Annotated in this window: 15 protein-coding genes and 1 tRNA gene; 5 read left to right on the top strand and 11 right to left on the bottom strand. The window is 47.8% G+C overall.

Translation table 11 applies throughout. The features are described 5' to 3' along the window. The first annotated feature begins 1031 nt into the window (after positions 1–1031). From OP864_RS14730 to OP864_RS14720, 3 genes are all read left to right on the top strand, one after another. A complete protein-coding gene (locus OP864_RS14730; protein WP_270098916.1) occupies positions 1032–4118 on the top strand; it encodes a T9SS C-terminal target domain-containing protein in 3087 nt (1028 codons plus the stop codon). Beyond that, positions 4058–4333, top strand: a complete 276-nt coding sequence (locus OP864_RS14725) for a T9SS type A sorting domain-containing protein (protein ID WP_270098915.1) — start codon at positions 4058–4060, stop codon at positions 4331–4333. The genes OP864_RS14730 and OP864_RS14725 overlap by 61 nt, the downstream gene beginning before the upstream one ends. 599 nt (positions 4334–4932) lie before the next feature. Beyond that, a complete protein-coding gene (locus OP864_RS14720) occupies positions 4933–5292 on the top strand; it encodes a DUF7793 family protein (protein WP_270098914.1) in 360 nt (119 codons plus the stop codon). A 221-nt stretch (positions 5293–5513) separates the two neighbouring features. On the opposite strand, the gene OP864_RS14715 is transcribed toward OP864_RS14720, so the two are convergent. Further along, positions 5514–5587, bottom strand: a tRNA-Asp gene (locus OP864_RS14715). 473 nt (positions 5588–6060) lie between these two features. On the opposite strand from OP864_RS14715, the gene recD2 reads away from it, so the two are divergent. Together recD2 and OP864_RS14705 are read left to right on the top strand one after the other, a co-directional pair. Next, positions 6061–8349: an SF1B family DNA helicase RecD2 gene (gene recD2 / locus OP864_RS14710; RefSeq protein ID WP_270098913.1), complete on the top strand. Its 2289-nt coding sequence runs from the start codon at positions 6061–6063 to the stop codon at positions 8347–8349. Between the two features lie 5 nt (positions 8350–8354). Next, the gene (locus OP864_RS14705) at positions 8355–9071 is read left to right on the top strand and encodes a DUF2306 domain-containing protein (RefSeq protein ID WP_270098912.1); all 717 of its coding nucleotides are present in this window, start codon (positions 8355–8357) and stop codon (positions 9069–9071) included. 226 nt (positions 9072–9297) lie between these two features. Here OP864_RS14705 and OP864_RS14700 read toward each other — a convergent pair whose 3' ends face one another. The 10 genes from OP864_RS14700 to OP864_RS14655 all read right to left on the bottom strand — a co-directional run bounded on the left by OP864_RS14700 (position 9298) and on the right by OP864_RS14655 (position 22235). Next, on the bottom strand, positions 9298–10623 hold the full coding sequence (locus OP864_RS14700) for a dihydrolipoamide acetyltransferase family protein (RefSeq protein ID WP_270098911.1): 1326 nt from the start codon (positions 10621–10623) through the stop codon (positions 9298–9300). A 267-nt stretch (positions 10624–10890) separates the two neighbouring features. Continuing rightward, the gene (gene cas6, locus OP864_RS14695) at positions 10891–11712 is read right to left on the bottom strand and encodes a CRISPR-associated endoribonuclease Cas6 (protein ID WP_270098910.1); all 822 of its coding nucleotides are present in this window, start codon (positions 11710–11712) and stop codon (positions 10891–10893) included. 104 nt (positions 11713–11816) lie between these two features. After that, on the bottom strand, positions 11817–13748 hold the full coding sequence (locus OP864_RS14690; RefSeq protein WP_270098909.1) for an OmpA family protein: 1932 nt from the start codon (positions 13746–13748) through the stop codon (positions 11817–11819). Positions 13749–13927: 179 nt separating this feature from the next. Then, positions 13928–14185: a hypothetical protein gene (locus OP864_RS14685; protein ID WP_270098908.1), complete on the bottom strand. Its 258-nt coding sequence runs from the start codon at positions 14183–14185 to the stop codon at positions 13928–13930. A gap of 87 nt (positions 14186–14272) precedes the next feature. Beyond that, positions 14273–15148, bottom strand: coding sequence for a hypothetical protein (locus OP864_RS14680; protein WP_270098907.1), 876 nt, complete (start codon positions 15146–15148; stop codon positions 14273–14275). A 20-nt stretch (positions 15149–15168) separates the two neighbouring features. Continuing rightward, a complete protein-coding gene (locus tag OP864_RS14675) occupies positions 15169–15726 on the bottom strand; it encodes a DUF4178 domain-containing protein (protein WP_270098906.1) in 558 nt (185 codons plus the stop codon). Positions 15727–15926: 200 nt separating this feature from the next. Next, complete coding sequence (locus OP864_RS14670) at positions 15927–17123, bottom strand: DUF819 family protein (protein WP_270098905.1); 1197 nt, start codon at positions 17121–17123, stop codon at positions 15927–15929. A 214-nt stretch (positions 17124–17337) separates the two neighbouring features. Continuing rightward, a complete protein-coding gene (locus OP864_RS14665) occupies positions 17338–18729 on the bottom strand; it encodes a hypothetical protein (protein ID WP_270098904.1) in 1392 nt (463 codons plus the stop codon). A 43-nt stretch (positions 18730–18772) separates the two neighbouring features. Further along, positions 18773–19135, bottom strand: a complete 363-nt coding sequence (locus OP864_RS14660) for a hypothetical protein (protein ID WP_270098903.1) — start codon at positions 19133–19135, stop codon at positions 18773–18775. Position 19136: 1 nt separating this feature from the next. After that, entirely contained in the window at positions 19137–22235 is a 3099-nt protein-coding gene (locus OP864_RS14655) for a CHAT domain-containing tetratricopeptide repeat protein (protein ID WP_270098902.1), read from the bottom strand. Positions 22236–22439: the final 204 nt, after the last annotated feature.

The following is a 22439-nucleotide window of genomic DNA, read 5'->3' as shown; positions in this document are numbered from 1 at the left end:
GGCAGGGCTTTCATTTGGCCTTTGCCGACGGGCCTTCGGGCCTGTAGGATGGAGTCTGTTTAAAATTTTGTGTTTCTCCTTTTTGCTGCCTAGGGACAAGCCCCTAGGCTAGCTTTTTTAGACAGCCCTCTAAAGAGGGCCTTTGGATAAGATTCTTCTTTGCTATAATCATTTAGCAAGACCTTGTATATCGGCAGTTGAGGCCCTTTAGGGCTGAAGCCTAGGGGCTTGTCCCTAGGCGACTATTGGCCAAATTCTAAGCAGCTAAAGGCCAAAATTTTATTATGATACACAAAATCCTGAACAGTCTCCAGCCAGATCTACTCGGCTAGCAGCCAGACCTACTCGGCTAGCAGCCAGACCTACTCAGCTAGCAGCCAGACCTACTCAGCTAGCAGCCAGACCTACTCAGCTAGCAGCCAGACCTACTCAGCTAGCAGCCAGACCTACTCGGCTAGCAGCCAGACCTACTCGGCTAGCAGCCAGACCTAACTTTTGCCCTTTTTGATTTTGTTACATTATTTCTATTTTTAACAATTCACTAACAGTTGGTCCTAAAATTCCTGTTTCTGCAGCCTAAAGGCCGCAGCCAGTCTCTTGGGCCATCATCTTTCTCGCCGCAGGAGCTTAAAAGCCCCTGCTTCATTGGAGATGGGCGAAAGCATTTGGTTTTCAGGTCCTGCGGCTTTTAAGCTGCAGGCCATGGGGCGGCCAAAATCTAGCTTAGTCGTTCCGAAATTGGCTGCGGCTTTTAAGCTGCAGCTATCATGGCCGTCAGGCCAAACGGCCTAGCGATGCGAAAGGGGGCGGCGAAGCCGCAGACCAAGGCCGTCAGGCCGCAGGGCCGAGCAGACCTGCGAGCCCTGAAGCGTAGCGCCGACGACCGAAGGGAGGCGGAGGCCCCAAAAAATAAAGCAGTATCAAATCCGTTTTAAATGCGGCTCGGGAAAAAGCGGAAGGCCTACAAATTGGGTCAACTTGTTTATCTTTGCGGGCAGTTATTCTATTTGGTCGCTATATCAAGAACTTTCATGCCCTATTCTTCGCTACTTCTTCCGTTTCTTTTTCTTCTCTCTCCCCTATTGTTGTTGGCTCAGGAGCGGCCGAGTTTTGCTTGGGGGCAAATGTTATCTAGTCAGACGCAGTATGGGGGGCAGGCAGAAGGTTTGGATCTTTATTTGGGGCCTCGTGGCGAGCTTTATTTGCTGGGTTACTTTAATGGCAGCATTGATTTTGATCCTTCGGCGGATAATCAGGCCTTGCGGAAGGCCAAGGGGAAGAACGATTTATTTGTGGCCAAATACAACCGTCGGGGGGATTTTCAGTGGGTATTGCCCTTGGGCAGTTATGGCAATGATGCGGCTCAGGCCATTGATTTGAATGCGCAGGGGGAGCTCTTGGTGACCGGTTATTTTTCGGACAGCTTATATTGGTCGGAGCAAGACTATTTATTGAGTGCGGGGGCGGAAGACGTCTTCATTCTGCGCATTTCGGAGGAGGGCGAGGCCTTGGAGGCGGTTTCTTTTGGGGGCAAAGGTAGTGATCAGGGATTAGACATCAAGGCCTACAACCACAGCATTTATATTACGGGAGAATATCGGGAAGAATTTAGTGCTTTGGGGAAGAAGCGGCCGGCCTTTGGGGGCTCGGATATTTTTGTGGGGCAGATTGAGGGCTTTTCGGATTGGCGTTGGTTGCGGACCTTGGGGAGCAAGGGGGCGGATTTGAGTACGGCTCTTTCCTTGAGCAGTTTGGGGGAGCTTTATTTGGCGGGGACGGCCAAGGGGAGTTTTATCTATGACGACTTTAGTCTAGACAGTTTGCAGGCGCCAGAGAGCGGGGCCGCCCTTTTGCTCAAGTACTCTCCTTTGGGCGATTTAATTTGGAAAGAAACCCTAGCGGCCACGGAGGGAATGGAGCTGAGAGACATTGTAGTCAACTCGGTGGGGGAAGCCTTTATGACGGGTAGTTTTCGGGGAGAGCTAGAGGGGTTAAAGAGTCGGGGCGAATCGGATATTTTTCTGGCCCAATTTCACAGAAAGGGGCAGTTGAATTGGATCAAGCGTTTTGGTGGAGCAGGAGATGATCGGGGGCAATGTATAGAAATTGTGGGACGAAAGCTCTTGGGGATAGCGGGGCGTTTTTCGGGGCAGATTTTGGAGGGCCAGCAAGAAATTCGGGCGCAGGGCGAGCAGTCGGACCTCTTTATTGCCCAATACAGTTTTGAGGGGGACTTTAAGCGGATGCAAGCCTTTGGGGGCCCCTTGTATGAGGAAGTGCAGGCCATGAAACTCAACCTAGAGGGGCAAGTCTTTTTGACGGGCAGTTTTGAGGGGGCGGCAGATTTTGATCCCTCGCCCAAGCAGGCCTTATTGAACAGCAATGCCATACAGACCTTATTTGTGGCCCATTATCAGGCCGAGAGTTTGGCCTATGACTTTGCCTTTGCCATGGGTTATCGCTACGATGCCTCTTTATCGAGAATAGAGGCCCTTTATCCTAGGGCATCGGGAGAAATTCTGACGGCGGTTTATTTTGAGGGGGCCCTCTCTATCAATTCCGATAGTTTGCTCAAGAGCAAGGGACGTTGGGGCGACATCTTGATTAGTCAGTACGACTCTTTGGGGCGTTTGCGTTGGTTTCGGCAATTTGGGGGCTTGGGGGCCGACAAGGCCGAGGCCTTATATCAGAGCGAGGCGGCAGAAAGTTTTTTGGGGGGAAGTTATGGGGCCGACTTCTGTTTGTCGGACAGTCTTTGTTGGCAGGCCGAGGGCAAGCAAGACGCCTTTTTGCTCAAGCTGGATAGTTTGGGCGAGCTCCTTTGGGCCAAAGAATGGAAAAGTTTGGGGGTGGTAGATTTGCTGGCCATCAAGCAGCAGCCCAATGGAGAGCTATTAGTTTTGCTGAGTCATCGGGGCGATCGTTTAGTGTATGAGGGGCAGACCTTATTGGATAAATCGGGGTTTTTGCTCTTATCGCTTTCGGTAGATTCGGGCCGCTTGGGCTGGTTTAAAACCTTTGATTGTGTGGCGCCGAATCGGGGGCGTTTGGCCTTAGATGAGCAGGGGCAGATTTATTTGGGCTTATCCTTTTCGGAGCAGCTCAAGTTGGGGCATCGGCAGAACCAGCTTTTGCGGGCTGCTGGCGAGCAGGACCTGGCCATTTTGGCCTTAGATCGGGGGGGAGATTTTCGATGGGCGCGGCTATTGGGCGGCCGTTCGGATGAGCGCTTGGGGGAGCTCCTATACCTCCCTAAGTTAGGAGTTTATTTGGGCGGAAGTTTTGAGGGGACGGCCGCATTTGGTCCGAGGACCTATAGTGCTAAGGGGAGTCGCGATGCCTTTTTGGTCCATTACAGCAAGGCGGGAGATTTTCGATGGGTCAAGCCTTGGGGCAGTGATCAGAAAACGAGAATTACGGCCATGGCGGCGGTAGACAGTCAGCAAATTTTGTTGACGGGTTATTTTCAGGGAGAAATGCCTGCTTCGGACAGCCTCATCTTGAAGACCAGCAACCTCTTAAAATCAGATATTTTTTTGATGGAAGTATCGGCCAAGGATGCCCGCTTGAGTTGGGCCAAAGCCTTGGATGGCAGTGGGAACGACCGGACCAAAGCCCTGGTGGTCAGCAACAAAAGCAGCATTTACTTAGGGGCTTCTTTTGAGTCTCGTTTTGATGCCGATCCGAGTAAGGGCGAGCGGATTTTTGAGAACAAAGGCTTGGTATCTACGGCCTTGCTGCTCAAATACCTCAACTTTGCCTTTCAGAAGCTGGAGTTAGTGGCTTTTCGGGCCAAGCGCAAAAACATCAGGGAAGTAGAGTTGCGTTGGACCACCCCTAGAGAGACCGAGAACAAGGGATTTTTGGTAGAGCGTCGTTTGGAGGGCAGTGAAGACTTTCATGCGGTGGGATTTATTCCGGGTTTTGGCAACAGCGAGGCGCCCACCAACTATCGGTTTACGGATGTCAATGCTTTTGATGGGAACAGCTACTATCGGTTTCGGCAATTGTCTAATCATGGGCAGGAGGCCTATTCGGAGGTAGTATTTGTGCGGGGATGGAAGAGCAAAGAGGGGGGCAGTTGGCCATTTACCCTAATCCGGTGCAAAAAGAATTGAATTTGCGCTTTGGTCGTTTGGGCAAGAAGATGAAATCGGCGAGGATACGGATTTACGATCAGCAGCGGCGGATCAAACTGGAGTTAAAGGCGGGTTTGAGTTCTAATGAATTATTGATCTTGGAGGATGTTTCGGACTTAGAGGCTGGGGCTTATATTTTAGAAATCAGGTACAACAACAGGAAGAAGCGGGAGATTGAGTTTATTAAGGCCTAGGGGCCCGCGGCCGGCAGGCTTCGCCTGGCCTGGCCGCCGCTATGCTGCGGGGCTCACAGGTCTGTTCGGCCCTGCAGCCGCCTGCGGCGGCTTTGGTCTGGCCTTCGGCCACCCCTCCGCAGCGCTGGGCCGCTCATCGGGGGGGGGAACTTTTGGGGGAATGCTTTGGCCGTTTAAATTTAGGGGGAACCATGTTAAACTGCTCCCCTATTTGCGGTAGATTTGTTTGCAGATAGCAGGCTGAGGGGCTGTAGCAGGGCCGCCGCAGGCGGCAGACCAAAGCGGCGCAGCCGCTGCAGGGCCGAGCGAGCAGCGAGCTGCGCAATGGCCCGACCCAGCCGAAGGCTGGGGCAGCCCCTAAAAAAGAAGATAATTGTTTATACAATAAAAAATATGACAAGAAAATATGCGGTAAGAGATTTAAAAACAGCCAATTAAGTGGGCTTAGGTATTTTGCCTATAGAGTTCGGGGGAATACACTTAAAAATCGGGGTTAGAAATTGCTTATATTCGGGCGTCAAAATGCAAAATTACCAACAAAGTTTAGGGCAAGAGAAGCTATGAGAACAGAAATGCAATTAAAAAAGAGTTTGCTTTATATGGATGAGCAGACTGGGATTTTGGTCCAGCGAGTGGGCCAGGGAGCTTATTTAGAGGCCGAGGATTCTTTGGAGTGGATAGAGGCCGCCTATCAGATTCGGGGGAGTCAACCATTATATTTTTTGGTGGACATGCGTGGATTGAAGGGGCAGTCTAAGGAATCTAGGCGAGTATCTGGGGACAAAGACCCGCGATTGAACATTGCTGCGGGGGCTGGATTGATTAACAATGGGGCTTCTAAAATACTGGGGAACTTCATGTTAAGTTTAAACAAAATCTCGCATCCGATTCGGTTATTTACCAATGAGCAAGAAGCTATAGATTGGTTATTAGAGATCAAGAAAAAGAACGGGCATTAGCCTAGTTAGCGAAAGAGAGCGGGATAGCGTAGGGGCTATTTCGCTCTTTTTTTTTTGTTTTTGGTTTTGGGGGGAAATGGCTATATTGGGTTTGCATACTAAACCCTTTGCAGGCGAAGCAGCAAAACCCAAAAAGGGGCAGCGAATGATCATTCGCTGCCCCTTTTTTTGCCCCCCCCTCCCCTAGGGGCAAAAAAAAAGCACGCAAGATGCGTGCTTAGCGGTCTGGACGGGACTCGAACCCGCGACCCCCTGCGTGACAGGCAGGTATTCTAACCAACTGAACTACCAGACCAAATTGGTTATTCCCTCTGGGAACGACACAAATATAGGCGCTCCTTTTGGCTTTTCCAAACCTATTTTTTAACAACAGCTTAAATATAAGAATAACCCACTGATTTTGAGTAAACTATTTTTTTATTTTTTTTCGGGCCGAAGATAACTGCCAAAACTGAAAAAATAAGTTGTGCCGGCCCAGCGCTGCGCAGCAGTGCCGCGAAGCGGCAGACCAAGGCCGCAGGCCGAAGGGCCGAGCAGACCTGCGAGCTGCAGAGCATAGCGGCGGCCAAGGGAGGCCAAAGGCCGAACTGGCCGCGGGCCCCAAAACAAACATAAAAAACTCATAGTGAACAGATTAAAACAAAAGTACCGCCTAAAACTATTAGTTTAAACAAAAAATAAAGCGCAGCAACAGCTATTATTTGACAATATTCATAAAAGGTTGTACTTTAGGAACGCTATTGTTCTACAAAAACTAAAGACTAAAATATGGATGCGATCAGCCAGCGCCTAAAAGGGCAACTGACACATATTATCTACCGAAATGAGGAAAATGGCTATACAGTAGCTCGTTTTCAGCCAGATGATGGGGGGACACAAACGGTGGTGGTCGGTAGTCTTTTGGGAGTAGAAAAAGGCGAAAAACTAATTTGTCAGGGCTATTGGACCAATAATAAACGGCATGGCAAACAGTTTCAGGTAGAGCAATTTGAACAACAACTGCCCCAAAGTCCCGAAGATATTGAGCGCTATTTGAGCTCGGGCCAAATTCGAGGCGTTGGCCCAACTTTCGCTAAGCGAATTGTGGCCAAATTTGGTAAGGAGACCCTTGATGTTATCGAAAATTCGCCAGAAAAACTGCTGGATGTTCGAGGGATTAGCCAAAATAAACTGGACCTCATTATTAGCTCTTGGCAGGAGCAACAAAAGGCCCGTAGCCTCATTATTTTCTTGCAAAAAAATGGAATTTCTCCAGCTTTTGCCCAAAAAATATACAAAAAATACGGCTCGGAAAGCATTGCTAAAATTAAGCAAAATCCTTACTGCCTCGCCAATGATATTGAAGGGATCGGCTTTACAAAAGCAGATGAAATAGCAAAGAAAATGGGCCTGCAACAAGAGGACCCCAAACGAGTTTCGGCCGCTTTGCTCTACCTTTTGCAAGAGCTAGCTAGCCAAGGACATAGCTGCTATCCGCTTCAAAGTTTTTTGCAAGAAGGCGGCCAAATGCTGGCCCTTGGACAAGAGCAATTGCAAGGGCCATTGGCCCAACTCAAAGACAAAAAGGAGGTTTTTGTTGAAAGATTTTGGGATGAAAGTAAGGGGCAGGATGAACGCCTGATTTGGAGCAAAAGCCTCTATTATCAAGAAAAAGATATTATTGAGCAGCTCGATCGCCTGAATAAATATCCCCAAACTTGGGCCGAAGATATTGATATTGAGGCAGAACTAGAATTGGCCCAAAAAAATACGGCCATTGACCTAGCCCCCGAACAACTAGAGGCCGTCCGCCGAAGCCTGAGCCATAAGTTACATATTATCACGGGGGGACCCGGGACGGGCAAAAGTACGATTACCAAAATTATCCTCAATATTCTTAGCCGACATAGCGATACGATCTGCTTGGCCGCACCCACCGGCCGAGCCGCAAAACGCCTAGCCGAAGTGACCGGTCAGGAGGCCAGCACGATCCACTCTCTGCTTTCGATTGGAATTGGCGCCTACTACAATCAGCATATTCGCAATATGGAAGAGCTGGATTGTGACGTACTGATTGTGGATGAGGCCAGTATGATTGATACTACCCTGATGGCGATTTTGCTGCATGCCCTGCCGCATCATGCCAAACTCATTTTGGTGGGCGATGTGGACCAGCTGCCTAGCGTGGGGCCCGGCAACGTTTTAGATGATTTGATGGGCTCGGATAAACTAGCCGTGACCCGCCTCAAAGAAATTTTTCGACAAGCGGCTAATTCGAAAATTGTACGCAATGCGCACAAAATCAATCAAGGTATTTTTCCCGATATTCAGACCGAAGCCGATGCCGACTTTTTCTTCATCCCTAAAGCCGATGCCGCAGAGGCCGCCCAGATGATTCCGGAACTTATGGCCAAACGACTGCCCAAACGTTATAATTTTGATGCAAAAAAGGATATTCAGCTCCTCTGCCCTATCCATAAAGGCGATCTGGGCACCCGAGCCCTCAATAAAAGCCTACAAAAAGCCCTCAATCCCAATGGGCCAAAAAAGGACAAAATTGAAAGGGGCGAACAGGTTTTTTATCTGGGCGATAAGGTCATGCAGCTAAAAAATGACTACGAAAAAGGCGTTTATAATGGCGATATTGGCTATATCCGCAAAATTACTCCCGCCGAAAAGACGTTTATGGTCGAAATGGATGGAAAAACCATGATTGAATACCAATATCAGGACCTCCAAAATATGGACCTCGCCTATGCCGTTAGTGTACATAAGTACCAAGGGAGCGAGGCGCCCTGCATCCTGATGCCCATACATGAGTCTCAATATAGCCTGCTTTTCCGCAATTTGGTCTATACCGCAATCACCCGAGGCAAGCGGCTGGTGGTCCTTATCGGCAGCAAAAAAGCCCTGCATATTGCCGTGCGCAACCAAAGAATGCGCAAACGCTATTCGGGTTTGCTCTGGCTGTTGCAAGACCCTAGCGAAAAAAAACTACCTGCTATTCAAATTGCCCCCCTACCCAATAGTCCCGAATATCCCGACTGGTTAGAGCGGCATTTTCCCGATGAAGTCTAAGGCCTATGTCAAATCTACGCCCCAAAAAGTTAGCTCAGTTTACCACACTTTTTCTGCTTTTATTGGGCAGCTTTTTTGTGCTCATCATGCTCAATATTGCCCTGCCTTATCTGCTGCCCCCCTTCCCTACCGATATCGATTTTTTGGCCAATAAAGAGGATTATCTGACCCAAGATGCCTTTTATATGTCGGCTTTTTATACCCATATTACTAGCAGTTGCCTGGTTTTGGCCTTGGGGCTCCCCCTTTTTTGGCCCTATTTTTTGCAGAAATTTCCGCTTTGGCACCGCCGTTTGGGCCGTTATTATAGCTATTTACTGCTTTTTTTGGCCGCTCCTTCTGGACTCATTATGGCTTTTTCGGGCAGTGGCGGAATATGGGCCAAGGTTGCTTTTGTTTGCCAGGCCTTGCTTTGGTGGGCCCTCACGGCCCAAGCGTTTCGACTCGCCTTGGCCAAAAATTTTCGGGGCCATGCCGCTTTCATGATCCGCTCCTACGCCTTCAGCCTCTCGGCCATCAGCCTGCGCCTCTTCAGCTACCTCATCAGTTATTTGCGCTACCAATACGATATTCCCTGCCCTTCCGAGAGCTTTCCCTACCTCTGTTTTCCCCAAATTTACGTTTTCGAGGCCTGGGGCAGCTGGCTCTTCAATGCCCTCATTGCCGAAATTCTAATCGCCAAAGGACTCATTCGCCTCTATCTTGGTCCAAAATTTAATTAAGTTTTTTATTTTTTTGGGCCTCCCGCCTACGGCGGGCGCTACGTTACGCAGCTCGCTATTCGCTCGGCCCTTCGCCGCTTTCAGCGGCTCGGTCTGGCCTGCGGCCACTGCTCCACATCGCTAGGCCGCACAACAGCCGTTTTCACTTTTGGCCTTTCGGCTTTGGCTCCAAAGCAAAACAGCCCGCTCTTTGCAGAGCGGGCTGTTTTTTTTATCCTCTATTAAACTAGATATCTCTATTGAGGTCAAAAGCTTCTAGATAATCTCCTACACGACGAAGGAAAGAACCGCCAAGCATACCATCCACCACTCGGTGGTCATAAGATAGCGAGAGGAACATCATATGGCGAATACCAATGGTATCTCCAGTAGGGGTTTCAATTACTGCGGGCTTTTTGCGAATTGCGCCCACGGCCAAAATAGCCACCTGAGGTTGGTTAATAATGGGAGTGCCCATTACATTACCAAAAGTACCGACATTGGTCAAAGTGAAGGTACCGCCTTTAATTTCTTCGGGCTTGAGTTTATTTCCTCTAGCGCGATTGGCCAAATCATTTACCTTTTTGGTCAAGCCCACCAAATTGAGCATATCGGCATTCTTAATCACGGGCACAATGAGGTTGCCAGTGGGCAAAGCTGCCGCCATACCAATATTGATATCTTTATAGCGAACAATTTGGTCTCCTTTTACGGCTACATTCACCATAGGATAATCTTGTAGGGCCTTCGTTACGGCTTCTACAAAAATGGGCGTAAAGGTAATTTTCTCGCCATATTTTTCGGCATAAACGGCCTTGGCCTTTTTGCGCCATTGTACGATATTGGTTACATCTACTTCTACAAAAGAAGTCACATGCGGAGAAACATGCTTAGACATGACCATATGATCCGCAATGAGCTTGCGCATGCGGTCCATCTCAATAATTTCTACATTTCCAGAAGTATCTACTGGGGGCAAATTGAACTGCTGTACCGCCATTTGCTGCCCATTATTGGCAGGAGCTACCGCTTTGGGCGCTTCTTTTTTCACAGGAGCCGCCGCTTGAGGCGCTTTTTTGCGATTTTCCAAATAGGCCAAAACATCATGCTTCGTCACTCGGCCATTTTGGCCCGTTCCGCTAATGTTGTCCAATTCGTCTAAGCCAATCCCCTCTTCCTTAGCAATGCTTTTCACCAAAGGAGAGTAAAAACGATCCGATTGGCTAAAATCTGTAGCCACAACAGCCGCCGTCTCTGGCTGAGGAGCTGCACTGCTTTCTTCTTTGGCCTGAGGCGCTTCCGCCACAGCAGGAGAAGCTTCAACGCCCTCCGCTTCTGTTTCAATAATAGCAATTGGGGCTCCCACGGCCACCGTGGCGCCATCAGGATGCAGAATTTCCAGCAAGACCCCTTCCACAGGAGAAGGCACTTCTGTATCCACCTTATCGGTGGCAATCGTTAAGACGTTTTCGTCTAGCTCTACGCTTTCGCCTACCTCTTTTTCCCAAGATAAGATAGTGGCCTCAATGATACTTTCTCCCAATTTGGGCATGATTAACTCAACTTTTGCCATTGCTGATTTCTGTTTATGTTGAACAACTTTGAGCAGCGGACTGCACAAGGCGGTTCAGTGGTTGCTAACTTATTTTTTCTTCTGCCCAAAAGCTGCTTGGGCGCCCAAAGTTAAAAAATCTCCTCTGTTATTAAAAATCTTATAGTAGGCTTCTCTTTTTTTTAATAGAGCAGGCCTCTATATTTTTATTTGGAACAGCCATAAATAAAAAATGTTCGACCAATTTATCTTTGGCCGAACATCTAAAAATCTAAATATAATTCCCAATTACTCTTTATAATTAAAACGGACGCAGCCAAAACCCATTGCATTTTTAGCGCCTAGGCCACCTAAATAAGCCAAACGCAAAATTTCTGCTGGTCCTTGTAGCTCAAAATCAAAGAGATAGCCAATTACTCGTTCTGCAAATCGGGGATTATGCGGTTGCAGGTCGGTCCCTTTTCGGCTAATATCTTCTTTTTTAGAAAGCAGCTTAAAGTTTAATTCTGGACCATTGATGAGCTCTTGAGCTGGGGCAAGTAGCCCATGCGGAGAAGCCAATTGATAATTATCAATCAAACGATCGAGCAAAATCTTATGATACCCTTGGTCCATTGGATGCAGATACTGCGGCACCATTTTGCCCTTATGTTCCTCCATACGGCTCAAAATCATAGGGGTTTGGGTGCGCATAGGCGCCGCCCCATCTTCAATATTGGGCATTTGGAGCTCTTCCACCTTAATCACTTCTAGCTCAATGCCCATGCGGCCATCGCCAAGGCGAAGGCGGCGCTGCTCAAAGGCCATCATGATATTTTCCTTTTCCTCTTCTTGGACCAAAAAGCGCAGCTCTAGTTTGACCTCCTCGGCCCAAACTTCCAAGTAGCGCTTAAAGACCTTCCGTCCCTCTTGTGGAATAGACAAGCGAGAGAAGCTCATCAGCTTAAATTGATGTTTGGAGCGACGAAAAGCCCCATAATACAAAAATTTAGAAAAGTTGCGCTTGCCTCGGCTCAGGCAGTAGTAAATCCATTCCGCCAAATTGTATTGGTAGGAAAAGGGGAGCTTTTGTCCCGGTCGAAGGACCTTAAAAGTGAGTTCAATTCGCATTTAATTTGGGTTTTTAACTACTCTAAATATTAAGTTTATTCTAAGGTAGGTAATAATATCTAGATGTTCAAGGGCTCCCCTATTTTTTTTAAGCGCTGGCCGACTTAATTTAAGGGCAAGAATTCGGTTCGGCGGTTGGCTTGTCGCCCCTCTGCCGTATTATTATCGGCAATAGGTCGGCTTTCGCCAAAGCCCTGAGCTTCTAAGCGATCGGCGGCAATGCCTCGCTCAATAAGGTATTGGCGGACGGCCTCTGCTCGACGTTGAGAGAGGGCGAGGTTATCGGCCTGCTCTCCTTCATTATCGGTATGGCCCTGCAAGCGGATGCGCATTTTAGGTTGTTCTATTAACAGGCTTCTTAGCTGTTCTAGCTCTGCTCTGGAGCTGGGCTGCAAGCTAGCCGAATTTGTAGCAAAAAAGACATTTTTCAGTAAAATGGGCGCCACAGAATCTGTTTTACTGGGGTTGGTTTTTAGGGCCTGCAAAGGCATTGGTAGCTGATAGGGCGTTTGGCGGCTATTCGCTGCAGAGAGCTCAAAATGTTCGGAGGCAAAGAGGTAGCCTTTTTCCTTAACGTGTAGGGCATAATCTTGGCCTAGGGGCAGGCAAAGCAAAAACTTTCCTTCTGCATTGGTCCGAATGGCACAAACGGTATCCTGAGCCTGCAAATCAATCAAATAGACCAGTGCTTGATCTAAATTGGCCTTGCTTTCTGCATCAAAAACATGGGCCTCTAAATAAGTAACGGCTTTGGGCCGCAGGGCTTCGGGCAGTTCAAAGCTGTATAGGTCCAAAGAGCCATAGCCTCCAGCTCTTTCGGCAGCCAGATAGGCGAGCTCTCCAGAAAGGCCCACCACAATGGCTTCCTCAATGCCTTCGGTATTGATGGGATAGCCTAAATTGACCGGGGCGCCCCATTTGCCATCTTCGCCTTTTCGGCTAATGAAGAGGTCCTTTTTGCCCATACCGGGATAGCCCTCAGAGCTAAAGTAAAGAGTTTGGCCATCGGGATGGATACAGGGGGCGGTTTCATCATAATCGGTATTGAGCTCAGACAATGGCTGAGGCGTTCCCCAACTGCCGTCCAAATTTCGGTAGCTCATCCAAAGGTCCTTATCGCCTTGGTTGCGGGCGCCCCCACGAGTAAAGTAGAGGGCTTGTGCATTGGCAGAAAGAGAGGGTTGCGACTCCCAATTTCCCGTATTGATATTGGGCCCCATATTTTGGGGGCGGCTCCAGCCTTGGCCCTCCCAAACGCAATAATATAAATCGCAGCTTCCATAATCGCCGGGGCGGTTGCAGACTGTAAAGACCAGATATTGGCCATCGGCGGAGATGCTTTGGGCTCCTTCATTTTCGGGGGTATTTACTTCGGGCAAGGGCTTGGCGGGGGTCCATTCTCCATTGACTTTAAAGCTTTGGTAGAGGTCCTCTTGGGCCTGACGGCCTTCGCCAATGAGTACATTAAAGACAATCTTTTTTTCGTTGGCTGTTACGCTAGGAAAATACTCTCTTTGGTGGCTATTGATATTGGGCCCCATATTTTGAGGTTGAAAAGAGACGGGATTGGCCATGGCTTGGGGCCGAAAGCGGGCATCGGCCAAAAGGCGTTCGGCTGCGGGCCGCAATTTGCTGTTTTTGGGGGCTTTTTCTAAGAACAAGCTCAGCTGCTGCCCCGCCTCTACATAAGTGGCCGATTGCATGGCCAATTGGCCCAAACGATAATGCGAAATCGGCTTATAATCTGGTGCAATTTCTAGGGCCTGCTCAAAACAAGCCTTGGCCTTTTCCCACTCTTTGAGCAACAAATAGCAATCGGCCTCCAATAAATAGGCATTGACAAAACGAGGAGCCTTTTTCTGAATCTTGTCCAGCTGCTTTATGGCCTCCTTATATTTAAAGGCATTATAGCTAGAGAAGGCCTCTCGGTACTTTTTCTTGATCTTATTAGAAATGTCTTGGGTGGTCTGATAGTCTTTTTGCGCCCAAAGCGAAGTGGAGGTCAAGAATATCATCAAAAAAAGGAAGTATCGCATAAATTAGTATTAAGGAATCATCTAAATGGATGTAGAGGCGAGCGCAGCGAGCCTGGCCTAGCGATGTGGCGGGGTGGCCCGAAGGGCCAGACCTAGGCGGCAAAGCCGCCGCAGGGCCGAGCAGACCTGCGAGCCCCAAAACGTAGCGCCCGCCGCAGGCGGGAGGCCCCAAAAAACAGTTATCTACAGGCTCGTTCACAGGCTTCTAAACTGCCATATTGGGCGCTATCTAGGGCTACCTGCAAGCAATTTTGGCCATCGCAAACATAGCCAATGGTATCCGGGACACAGCCCAGTTGCATACAAAGTTCGTAGCTGCTATACTGTGCATTATCGGCAATGGGAATGCAGTTGCCACCCACGCAGCTATAGCCTTGAGTGCCTGGTGTACAGGCAAAAATACTGAGCAAAATACTCAGTGAAATAAAAAGTCGCATAGTTGTAATTTTTCTCAAAAACACAAAAAAAAAGCCGAAAACAAAAATGTTTTCGGCCCCTTAAACAGAATATTTTGAGCGCGCAAATTACTTACCGCCTCGGCTAGAAGAGCGAGAGCGAGAAGAAGAGCCGCTGCTATAGCGAGAAGAAGAGCGAGAGCGTTTAGAAGAAGAGCTACTTACGCTACTGCGTTTGCCTCCTGTGGCCCGAGCGCTGCTTCGGCTAATGCTATTGTTTACTCGGCTTTTTAGGGCAGAGTTGCTTTTCATGCGTTGAGCAAAACTAGGGTTGCTCTTGGCGGCATGGGCAGAACCCGTTCCGTAGCTATATTTTCCAGAAGAATTTACGGAACCATAATAAGGGCGGCGGCCATAATAGCCCCCATAATAGCTGCTATATCCGCCATAACGAACGGGGCTCATGAGGTTGAACATCGTATTGAGGAACATATAACGGCCATAAAATGCCCAGAAAGAATCTCCTGTGCTGGGGTTGGTTTTCCATTGTCCGTAGCGAGAATTGCCCACATATTGGCTGTAGCCGGGAGGGGCTGCTACCTTGGTCAAATCGCCCTCTTTTTTCGACATGATTTCCATGCCCATATTGCTAGAGTGATAGTCAAAATCGGAAGGGCTAACCTCTTTCCAGTCGGTAATTTTTTCTACAATGCCCAAATCGGCGGGACTGGTGGTGCTATCTGCTAGGGCCGTGCTATCTAGGCTAGTGGCTTCGGGAATTTCGGCAGTTTGTTGAATGACCTTATACTTATGGTAGTATTTTTTGTCCTTCACATCCATATCATACAAGATGATTGAAAAGTTCTTGACCGAATCCATAGATTGGGCGATTTTGTCGGCGGGAAAAGCCATGTATTTTTCGTCAGCAGAGCTCCCGCAGCTGCTCATGCTTAGGGCCAAGGCCAAAAATAGAAAGGCCGAAAAAGAAAATATTTTTGTTTTCATTGTTAAAATTTAGTGGTGTTTTAGGCTTGTTCTCTAGGTGTCAAATTACTAAAGGCTTGTTCGGGCTTCCAAGTTCCCAAAGCGGCCTCAAAAGTATTATCGTCCCATTGTTCAATATTTAGGCATTTTTCATCACTATCATCCCAATAATCCCAAAGCATAAATTCCTGAGATTTGGAGTCCTTAATATTCCGCCAAAAGCCTGGATATTCGCCATCAAAATAGTAGCGAATGCCATTCACTTGTAGTTGGCGGGGGGGCTTGCCATTGCTTTTTACGGCGGCCTCAATTTCATCGGCCTGTGGCAGAGTTGAAAAGCGCATTTTTTCAAAAATGACACAATTCAATCCATCATCTTCCTCAATAGACAAAAAGAGTTGTTGGCCGCTGCCATTGTCTAACAAAAACTCATAGGAAAAGTCCTGGTTTCCCCAGTCATATTCATATTCCTCAATGGCCTCCCAGGTCTGAAAATCATAATCGACAAACCAACCTTTGCGCAGGTCGGTGATCCGCAAATTTGTGGGGTCATAATGCGGTTCTTCCTTTTTTTTCTTTCTTCTAAAGAATCCAAACATAGTATACTGTAGTTTATGTTCTATTTATTTTAAGCAATTTTTTGGGGCCTCCCGCCTTCGGCGGGCGCTACGCTGCAGGGCTCGCAGGTCTGCTCGGCCCTTCGTCGCTTCGCTCCTTGGTCTGCGGCTTCGCCGCCCCCTTTCGCATCGCTAGGCCAATTGGACCTTCTTCGCTTCCATCCCCAAAGTTCGCCTTTAAATTAGAATAATTCTGCTAGATAAGCCACCAAAACCCCTAAATAGTTCGCTAGGGCGAGGCCCAAAAGTGAAAAAGCAATAGCGGGCGCTAGTAAGCTCCTATTTTTCAGGCTACTAGAGATCTGGGCCACAAAAGGCGGGCCCATGACCGTAGCGGTAGAGCAAATCATAAAGCTATCTCGATCGATTCGGAAAATATAGGCCCAAAAGAGCTGCAGCAGCAGTAAAAGGCCCAAAAAGCTAGCATTGAGCAGTAAATAACTAGCTCCATCTTGGGCCAATTCTGAAAAATTGGCCAAATAACCTGCGCCTAGACCAAAAACCAGGAGTAAATAATCGGCAAAGGGGTAAACGCCCTGCCAGTTTTTGGTTGGTCCAAAAAACGACAGCAAGATACTGCCTGTTGTGATCGCCAACAACAAAATACTGCTATTGATTTCTCCTTGGGCATTGGGCCAATAGAGGGCCGGCAAGACAGAAAGGCCCAAAATGACAAGGGCCAGCCCTAAGGCCCAAATAATTTGTTTGACATTATATTGCTCTACGCTTATAGCGGGCGCTTCTTCTTCCCCCTCTCCTTTTGGCTTAAATTTAGGCAGCAAACGGCCCAAAAGGCTATTGCCCAAACTGAGCAGCAATAAAAAATAAAGGCCCGAGCAAAGTACATCTGTTGCATTTAATAGTACAAAGAGTCCATCTTCGGCCTCCAAAGCCTGCGAAACAGCCACCATATTGGGTGTGCCGCCAATATAGACGCCCGTAAACATGCCCAAAATAGTGGGCAGCTCTTCATAGGGACCATCGGCTAGGGCGTAGGCAAAAGCCAGGGCCAAAATTAGGGTAGAGCCCAGCATGATAAAGAATACTTTTCCCAAATGGCCCAAATAGCGCAGCCATGAGCGCAGGTCTGAAGTCATGAGTAAAAGCGGCAAGGCCAAAAGCACCGACACAAAAGCGATCAATTTGGCTGTTTCTGCGCTTTGGGCGCCCAGACTTTCGCCAAGGAGTAGCGGCTGCGCATTGCCCAGCAACATCCCCAAAGCATAGCAAATAATAATATTACTCAGGTACTTTTGAAGGCCCAAAAAGGCGTTGATTTGGGCCAAAAGGTAGGGAAGCGCAAAAAACAAAAGCAATTGCGCCAAAAGAAATAAGAGGTCCATAAAACTAAACAATTGTTCAATTTTAAAGCTAATCATTTTTGCCTAAAAAAAGCGCCAGCTCTAAAAAGAACTGACGCTAAAGTTAAGCAATTATTTTGCGTCTTGCAGGGCCGAAGGCCCGCAGGCCTAGCGATGCGAAAGGGGGCGGCGCAGCCGCAGACCAAGGCCGTCAGGCCGCAGGGCCGAGCAGACCTGCGAGCCCTGAAGCGTAGCGCCGAGGAGCGAAGCGAAGCGGAGGCCCCAAAACCAACTACTTTTTGGTCCCTGTCCAGTCTTCGCGCCATTCTCCAGCACGGCCATAGCGCCATTTTCCGGTAAAGCTTTTTTTATCGGCAGAGAGGATGAGTTCGACCTCTCCCCCATCGTCGGGCATGCTATAGCTGGGTGATTCGGACCAAGTTCCGAAGAAGCGGCCATTGCGGAGTTCGCCTTCAATTCGGCCATTATCATGGGTATAAGTTCCTTGGATTTTGCCCTCTTTAAACTCTATGCACATAGTTCCCCAGCTACTTTCCCAGCAGCCCAGATAGGGTTCGATAGCGGCCATATCGTTGCCTGCATCATTTTGGCCAATTTGGCCCATGCTGCCGTCTTGGCAAAGGCCTTGCCCTAGGGCTTGGATGCCTCTATTGGTTTTGCCCAGCACATCCACTAAGAAAACTGCTGGATCATTTTCATGATAATAAGAAATGGCGACGACCACAATTTGGCCATTTTTTTCGTAGCTGCTATACATACATTGAAAGGAGCCAAAATCGTAGAGATAATCGGCAGGAGCTTTGGCGGCATTTGGCGCCGACTCCTTCTCGAAATGTTCTAGGAAAAAGCCCGTATCATCGTAGTGTTTGCTATATAAGCGCTTATAATTTCGGTCTTTGACCAGAATGCTATCAATCAGATAATGCAGATATTTGGGCTTTAGGCCCTCAGCGGTATAGAAGGTAGAAGTTTGGGCCGTTTTGAGGCTGATTTTCTTCCCTTTAGCGCCAAAATAATAGTAATCTGTATTTTTGAGTACATAGGCATCTCGGGCCTTAATTTGTTTGGGTAAATCCCAGCCCACCCCATTTTCTAGGGCATAGGGAAAGCCTTGGTAAACTACGGGCTTATTTGCTTTCACTGTTTCTAGGACCACTCGGGGAAATTCTTCGGGATAGGCGGCAGAGACCATCAGGACCGCCAGCGTTTTGCCATTGGTATAGAGGCTATACCAGACATGATTGCCATAAACTCCTTGATACAATTTGCTGAGCGACTCGGCATTTTTAGGGTCTTGGCCGGTATACAAATAATCAATCATTTGGATCCCGCATTCTTCTTCGCCACGGCAGCGATAAAACTGTTTGTATCCTGCTTGGCAGAGTTGGTCCTCATAATAGGCCTGTAATTTTTCAGCCGAAACTCCTTTGGGCATTTTGTGATTTACGCCTTTCCAACTTCCGCTAATTTGCTGCATATCTTTTTCGCCATCGCCAAAATTGGCTTTACGATGCGGGCGAACGCCTAGGGTATAGAGGTAGGCGGGCTGCTCTTTTTTGGCAGAAAAGACCTCGGAGCCTCCGGGATAGGGCTGGATGTTTTGGCTCCAGCTCTGGGGAGCAAACAGTAGGGCCATCATGGCCAATAACCATAGTTTTTTCATGGGAAAAAATTTAAGTAATGAGATAAAATAGGGGGAGCTAAATTTAATAACATTCATATTTTTGGACTGAGAAATAGCGCATTTCGCCAGGGGGGCAAGGCGAATTGGGGTCTTCTTCCCGAGTTTTGCTGCTATACTCGCCCCAAACGCGGATATTTTCGCAAGAGCGAGGCGCTTCTTCCTCGCCTTCCCAGCAGAGGTAGGTTTTTTCTCCTTTTTGGTCTACTAGCTCGCCAGCTTGAAAGCAATAGCAACTAATTTTTGACTTTACGCCAGTGCGGTTGCGGTACTGCCCTTCTAGCTGGATCGCTTGGGGTTCATTCATATTTGTTTGTTGTGTTTGTTCTGGAGTTTGGCAGGCTAGAGCCGTTAAGCTGAGGCCAATAAGTAGCATTTTTTTGAGCATCTTATTTTCGTTTTCTTAATAATACAAATAGGGCAAAAAGGAACAGCGGTAGGGCCAATAAAATATAATTCCAAGAGCTCTCTTTTTCTTTGATGAGCAAGCTTTTTTCGTCCCCTAATAAAATAAAGGCCGACCAGAGATTAGGGTGTTTGGCCAACTCCTCTGTTTGTTCCTTAAGGTAAGAAAGTTTGGCCTGTTGTAGGGCTTCGGCTTTATTCGCTCCTTGGGCCAACTGAGCATAAAATTGATGCATAATATAGGCCGTTGATTGATCATTGACCTGCCAAAGCGAGACCAATAAGGCGGGGCTACCCGCGTACATAAATGCTCTGGCCAAAGAGGCGGTTCCATTGCCTCGCTCAAAGCGTCCTTGCCCTGTTTGGCAGGCAGAAAGGACCACCAAATCGGCCTGCAGTTCCATTTGAGCAATTTCGTAAGCTTGCAAAAAGTTATTTTCGCTACTATCGTTATCTTCGGTAAAGGCCAGGGCCGATAAACTAGGGTTTTGCTCGTCTAATAGGCCGTGCATGGCCAAATGCAAAACGGCATAATCTCTTGCTTTTTCCTTAAATAGTGATTCTGTAGCCGACTCTCCAATAAAAAAGTCGCCTTGATAGTAATGACTTAGGTGCTTAATTTCTTCTTTGGCTGCGGGCAAATCTTGCAAAACAGATCGCCAATTTTGAGCTTTGGGCGCCCTTTGCTCCGCGGCTTCTCCTTGATAGCTAGCGGCAAGGCCTAAAATTAACCCATTGTTCTTTCGCTTGCTACTATTTTTGTTGTCTAACCAGAGTGCCGCCGAGTAATTATAGCTTATCGCCAAATCTTTGAGGTAGTAAGGCAAATCGCTGTAATTATCCGCTTTGGCTTGTTCAGATAATAGCAGACCAAAGGGAATAAAGGAGAGCTCGGCATCGGGCAAAATGAGCAGCTGCTCAAGTTCTGCAGGAAGAAAACCGAGCAGTTCCTCCCCTAATGTTTGGGCCAACTGCATATAGCTAGTTTTTAGGGCTAGAGCCTCCTCTTTTTTGCGGGGTTTATAATGGCTTAAATTCTTATAGAGTTGGTTCAGCTCTTTAATCAACTGCCCATTTTTTAGGGAGCGACTAATTAAGCGGCTATTATCTTTGTCTAGATAAAGAATGTAGAGCTTTTCTTGCCCCATAAAGTAATCGAGCAGGGCCATTTTTGGCCCCAAAGCGGCCTGTAGATCCTTTATTTTGGGGGTGGCTGTTTGGTAGTAACTAGCGGCTAAGTCTGGATAATTGCTCTGTAGTTCTTTTCTAAACTGATCCAGCTCTCGGTTGCTTTGATTCAAGGCTGCCAAAAGTGCTTCCTGCTGCTTCGCTCCAGCATTCAAATAGGCGCCCCTTAAATTGGCTTGTTTTTGCTCCAACTGATCTTTTCTCTGCTGCCAGTCTTTGGGCAAAGCAGGAGCCGATTGTGCCTGCAAAAGCAAAACGGCCTTGGTCCGTTCTATTAAATCAATGGCCTGATCTACTTCTTCTTCAGCTAATAAGGAAAGGCCTTTTTCTACCCAGCTAGCAGTCTCTTTCAAAAAAAAGAACTGATTATTGGCCTGAGTGGTATTGGCCCGTTCGTTCTCTAGTAGATCCAAAGCCAAATCTACAATAGCTAGTTGTTGCTGCTTTTGTCCCTTTTTGCTGGCCAAAAGGTCTACCCAAACCGCCAAGCTAGACAAATATTCTTCTAGGTAGTTGCTGGCCGGAAAAGCATGAGCTCGCATTTGGTCCAAATAATCCGCTCCCGCCTCCATAGACCAAGAAAGCGAACTATTGGCCACTAGGGCCTCTTTTAAAACCGGAACTGCTTTTTTCGACTGCCCTAGGGCAATAAACATACTGGCTTCTCGATTTAAAGCCGCTAAACGATAATAATGCTTTGGCCCCAAAGCCTGAAGATATCGCTCTTCCGCTCGGCTATAAATAAGCAGTGCTTTTTGATAGTCGCCTTGTTTACTCAAGACATTGGCTTTTCGCATCATGCAGCTGGTTATTACATGATGATCAGCCGGATATATTTGCTGATAAATCGCTATCGCCTGAGTACTTAGGCTAATCGCTTCGGCATAATTTTCCTGAATTTCTGCATTTCCCGACATAGAGAGCAGCAAGCCCGCATACTGGGCCGTTACGGTCCAATTATTCGCTATAAATATGGCCTGCGCCCGCTGATAATATTCCTTCCCCTTTCTCCACTTTCCCATCGTCGAATAAAAGCGAGCCAAGCCCATTAAGGTCACCCCATAGTTCAAATCCTTGGGGCCCAATACCTCTCGGTCAATTTTCTCCGCCTCTAAAAGTAAGGGCTCGGCCTCCTCCATTCTCCGCATCCGCATATAAAGGTCTGCCAAATTGAGCAAACTAGCCGAATAATTCTGATGCTTTTTCCCCAATTCCCGTGCATCTACGGCCAAACTTTCTAAATAATAGTCCTCGGCATCCAACCAACGCCCTTCTGTTTTGGCTAAGTTAGCCAAGCTGTTTAAGCTGTTGCTATAGTCTAACTGATTTCCATTTTTCTGAACCCCCAATGCCATTTTATAAAAGGTTTTTGCCTTGGCCAACTGCCCCAACTGCTCCTCTACATTCCCACAATAAAATAACAATAAGGCATAGTCAACCAGATGTTTTTCACGCACCGCCTCCAAACTCTCTAAGGCTTGCGAATAGTAGGCTTTTGCCTTTTGAGGGTCTCCCAATGCCACATCATAACAATCGCCCATCGCCATTAAGGTCATGGCCAAATCATAGGCCGGCGCCCCAGAAGCTAGCTGCCAATCTACGGCCTGCTCATATAAGGCTAAAGCCCCCTCTGCATCTTCCAAAACATAGTCTATTCCATAGGCTTTATAATAAAGTAAACGCGCCAAACTGCTATCGCCTGCAGGCAAGACCGCCTTTCCTTTTAGGTAGGCCGCATCGGCATAGACTTTCATCAAGGCATAATCTTCTGCCTGCTGGGCCAAAAAGGCTTTTGCCGCTAAATCGGACCAATGATAAACCTGCAAGCTGTCTTGCGCCTGCAATTTAAATAGGACCAAAAAGAGTAGGCCCAAACTAAAGAAAATCTGTTTCATCTGTTTTGAATATGGTAAAGCTATAGGGATTTATTTTAACGCCTTTTTTTCCTAAATAGACTTAGCAAAGCTGTTATTTTTTTAACTATTCTCGATTTTTTGGGGCCTCCTGCCTGCGGCAGGCGCTACGTTTCGCAGCTCGCTATTCGCTCGGCCCTTCGCCAGCAAGCTGGCTCGGTCTGGCCTGCGGCCACTGCTGCACAT

Origin of the sequence: Saprospira grandis, assembly GCF_027594745.1 — a bacterium.
Taxonomy (GTDB): Bacteria; Bacteroidota; Bacteroidia; order Chitinophagales; family Saprospiraceae; genus Saprospira; species Saprospira grandis.
The sequence above is the reverse complement of the archived record's forward strand: the minus strand, read 5'-3'. Positions and strand labels throughout refer to the sequence as shown.

Coding starts and splice junctions, on each gene's coding strand:
- OP864_RS14725 (WP_270098915.1), top strand. CDS start 4,058: ATGGAAGAGCAAAGAGGGGGGCAGTTGGCCATTTACCCTAATCCGGTG.
- OP864_RS14665 (WP_270098904.1), bottom strand. CDS start 18,729: ATGAAAAAACTATGGTTATTGGCCATGATGGCCCTACTGTTTGCTCCC.
- OP864_RS14720 (WP_270098914.1), top strand. CDS start 4,933: ATGGATGAGCAGACTGGGATTTTGGTCCAGCGAGTGGGCCAGGGAGCT.
- OP864_RS14730 (WP_270098916.1), top strand. CDS start 1,032: ATGCCCTATTCTTCGCTACTTCTTCCGTTTCTTTTTCTTCTCTCTCCC.
- cas6 (WP_270098910.1), bottom strand. CDS start 11,712: ATGCGAATTGAACTCACTTTTAAGGTCCTTCGACCGGGACAAAAGCTC.
- OP864_RS14690 (WP_270098909.1), bottom strand. CDS start 13,748: ATGCGATACTTCCTTTTTTTGATGATATTCTTGACCTCCACTTCGCTT.
- OP864_RS14655 (WP_270098902.1), bottom strand. CDS start 22,235: ATGAAACAGATTTTCTTTAGTTTGGGCCTACTCTTTTTGGTCCTATTT.
- OP864_RS14680 (WP_270098907.1), bottom strand. CDS start 15,148: ATGAAAACAAAAATATTTTCTTTTTCGGCCTTTCTATTTTTGGCCTTG.
- OP864_RS14705 (WP_270098912.1), top strand. CDS start 8,355: ATGTCAAATCTACGCCCCAAAAAGTTAGCTCAGTTTACCACACTTTTT.
- OP864_RS14660 (WP_270098903.1), bottom strand. CDS start 19,135: ATGCTCAAAAAAATGCTACTTATTGGCCTCAGCTTAACGGCTCTAGCC.
- OP864_RS14700 (WP_270098911.1), bottom strand. CDS start 10,623: ATGGCAAAAGTTGAGTTAATCATGCCCAAATTGGGAGAAAGTATCATT.
- OP864_RS14675 (WP_270098906.1), bottom strand. CDS start 15,726: ATGTTTGGATTCTTTAGAAGAAAGAAAAAAAAGGAAGAACCGCATTAT.
- recD2 (WP_270098913.1), top strand. CDS start 6,061: ATGGATGCGATCAGCCAGCGCCTAAAAGGGCAACTGACACATATTATC.
- OP864_RS14685 (WP_270098908.1), bottom strand. CDS start 14,185: ATGCGACTTTTTATTTCACTGAGTATTTTGCTCAGTATTTTTGCCTGT.
- OP864_RS14670 (WP_270098905.1), bottom strand. CDS start 17,123: ATGATTAGCTTTAAAATTGAACAATTGTTTAGTTTTATGGACCTCTTA.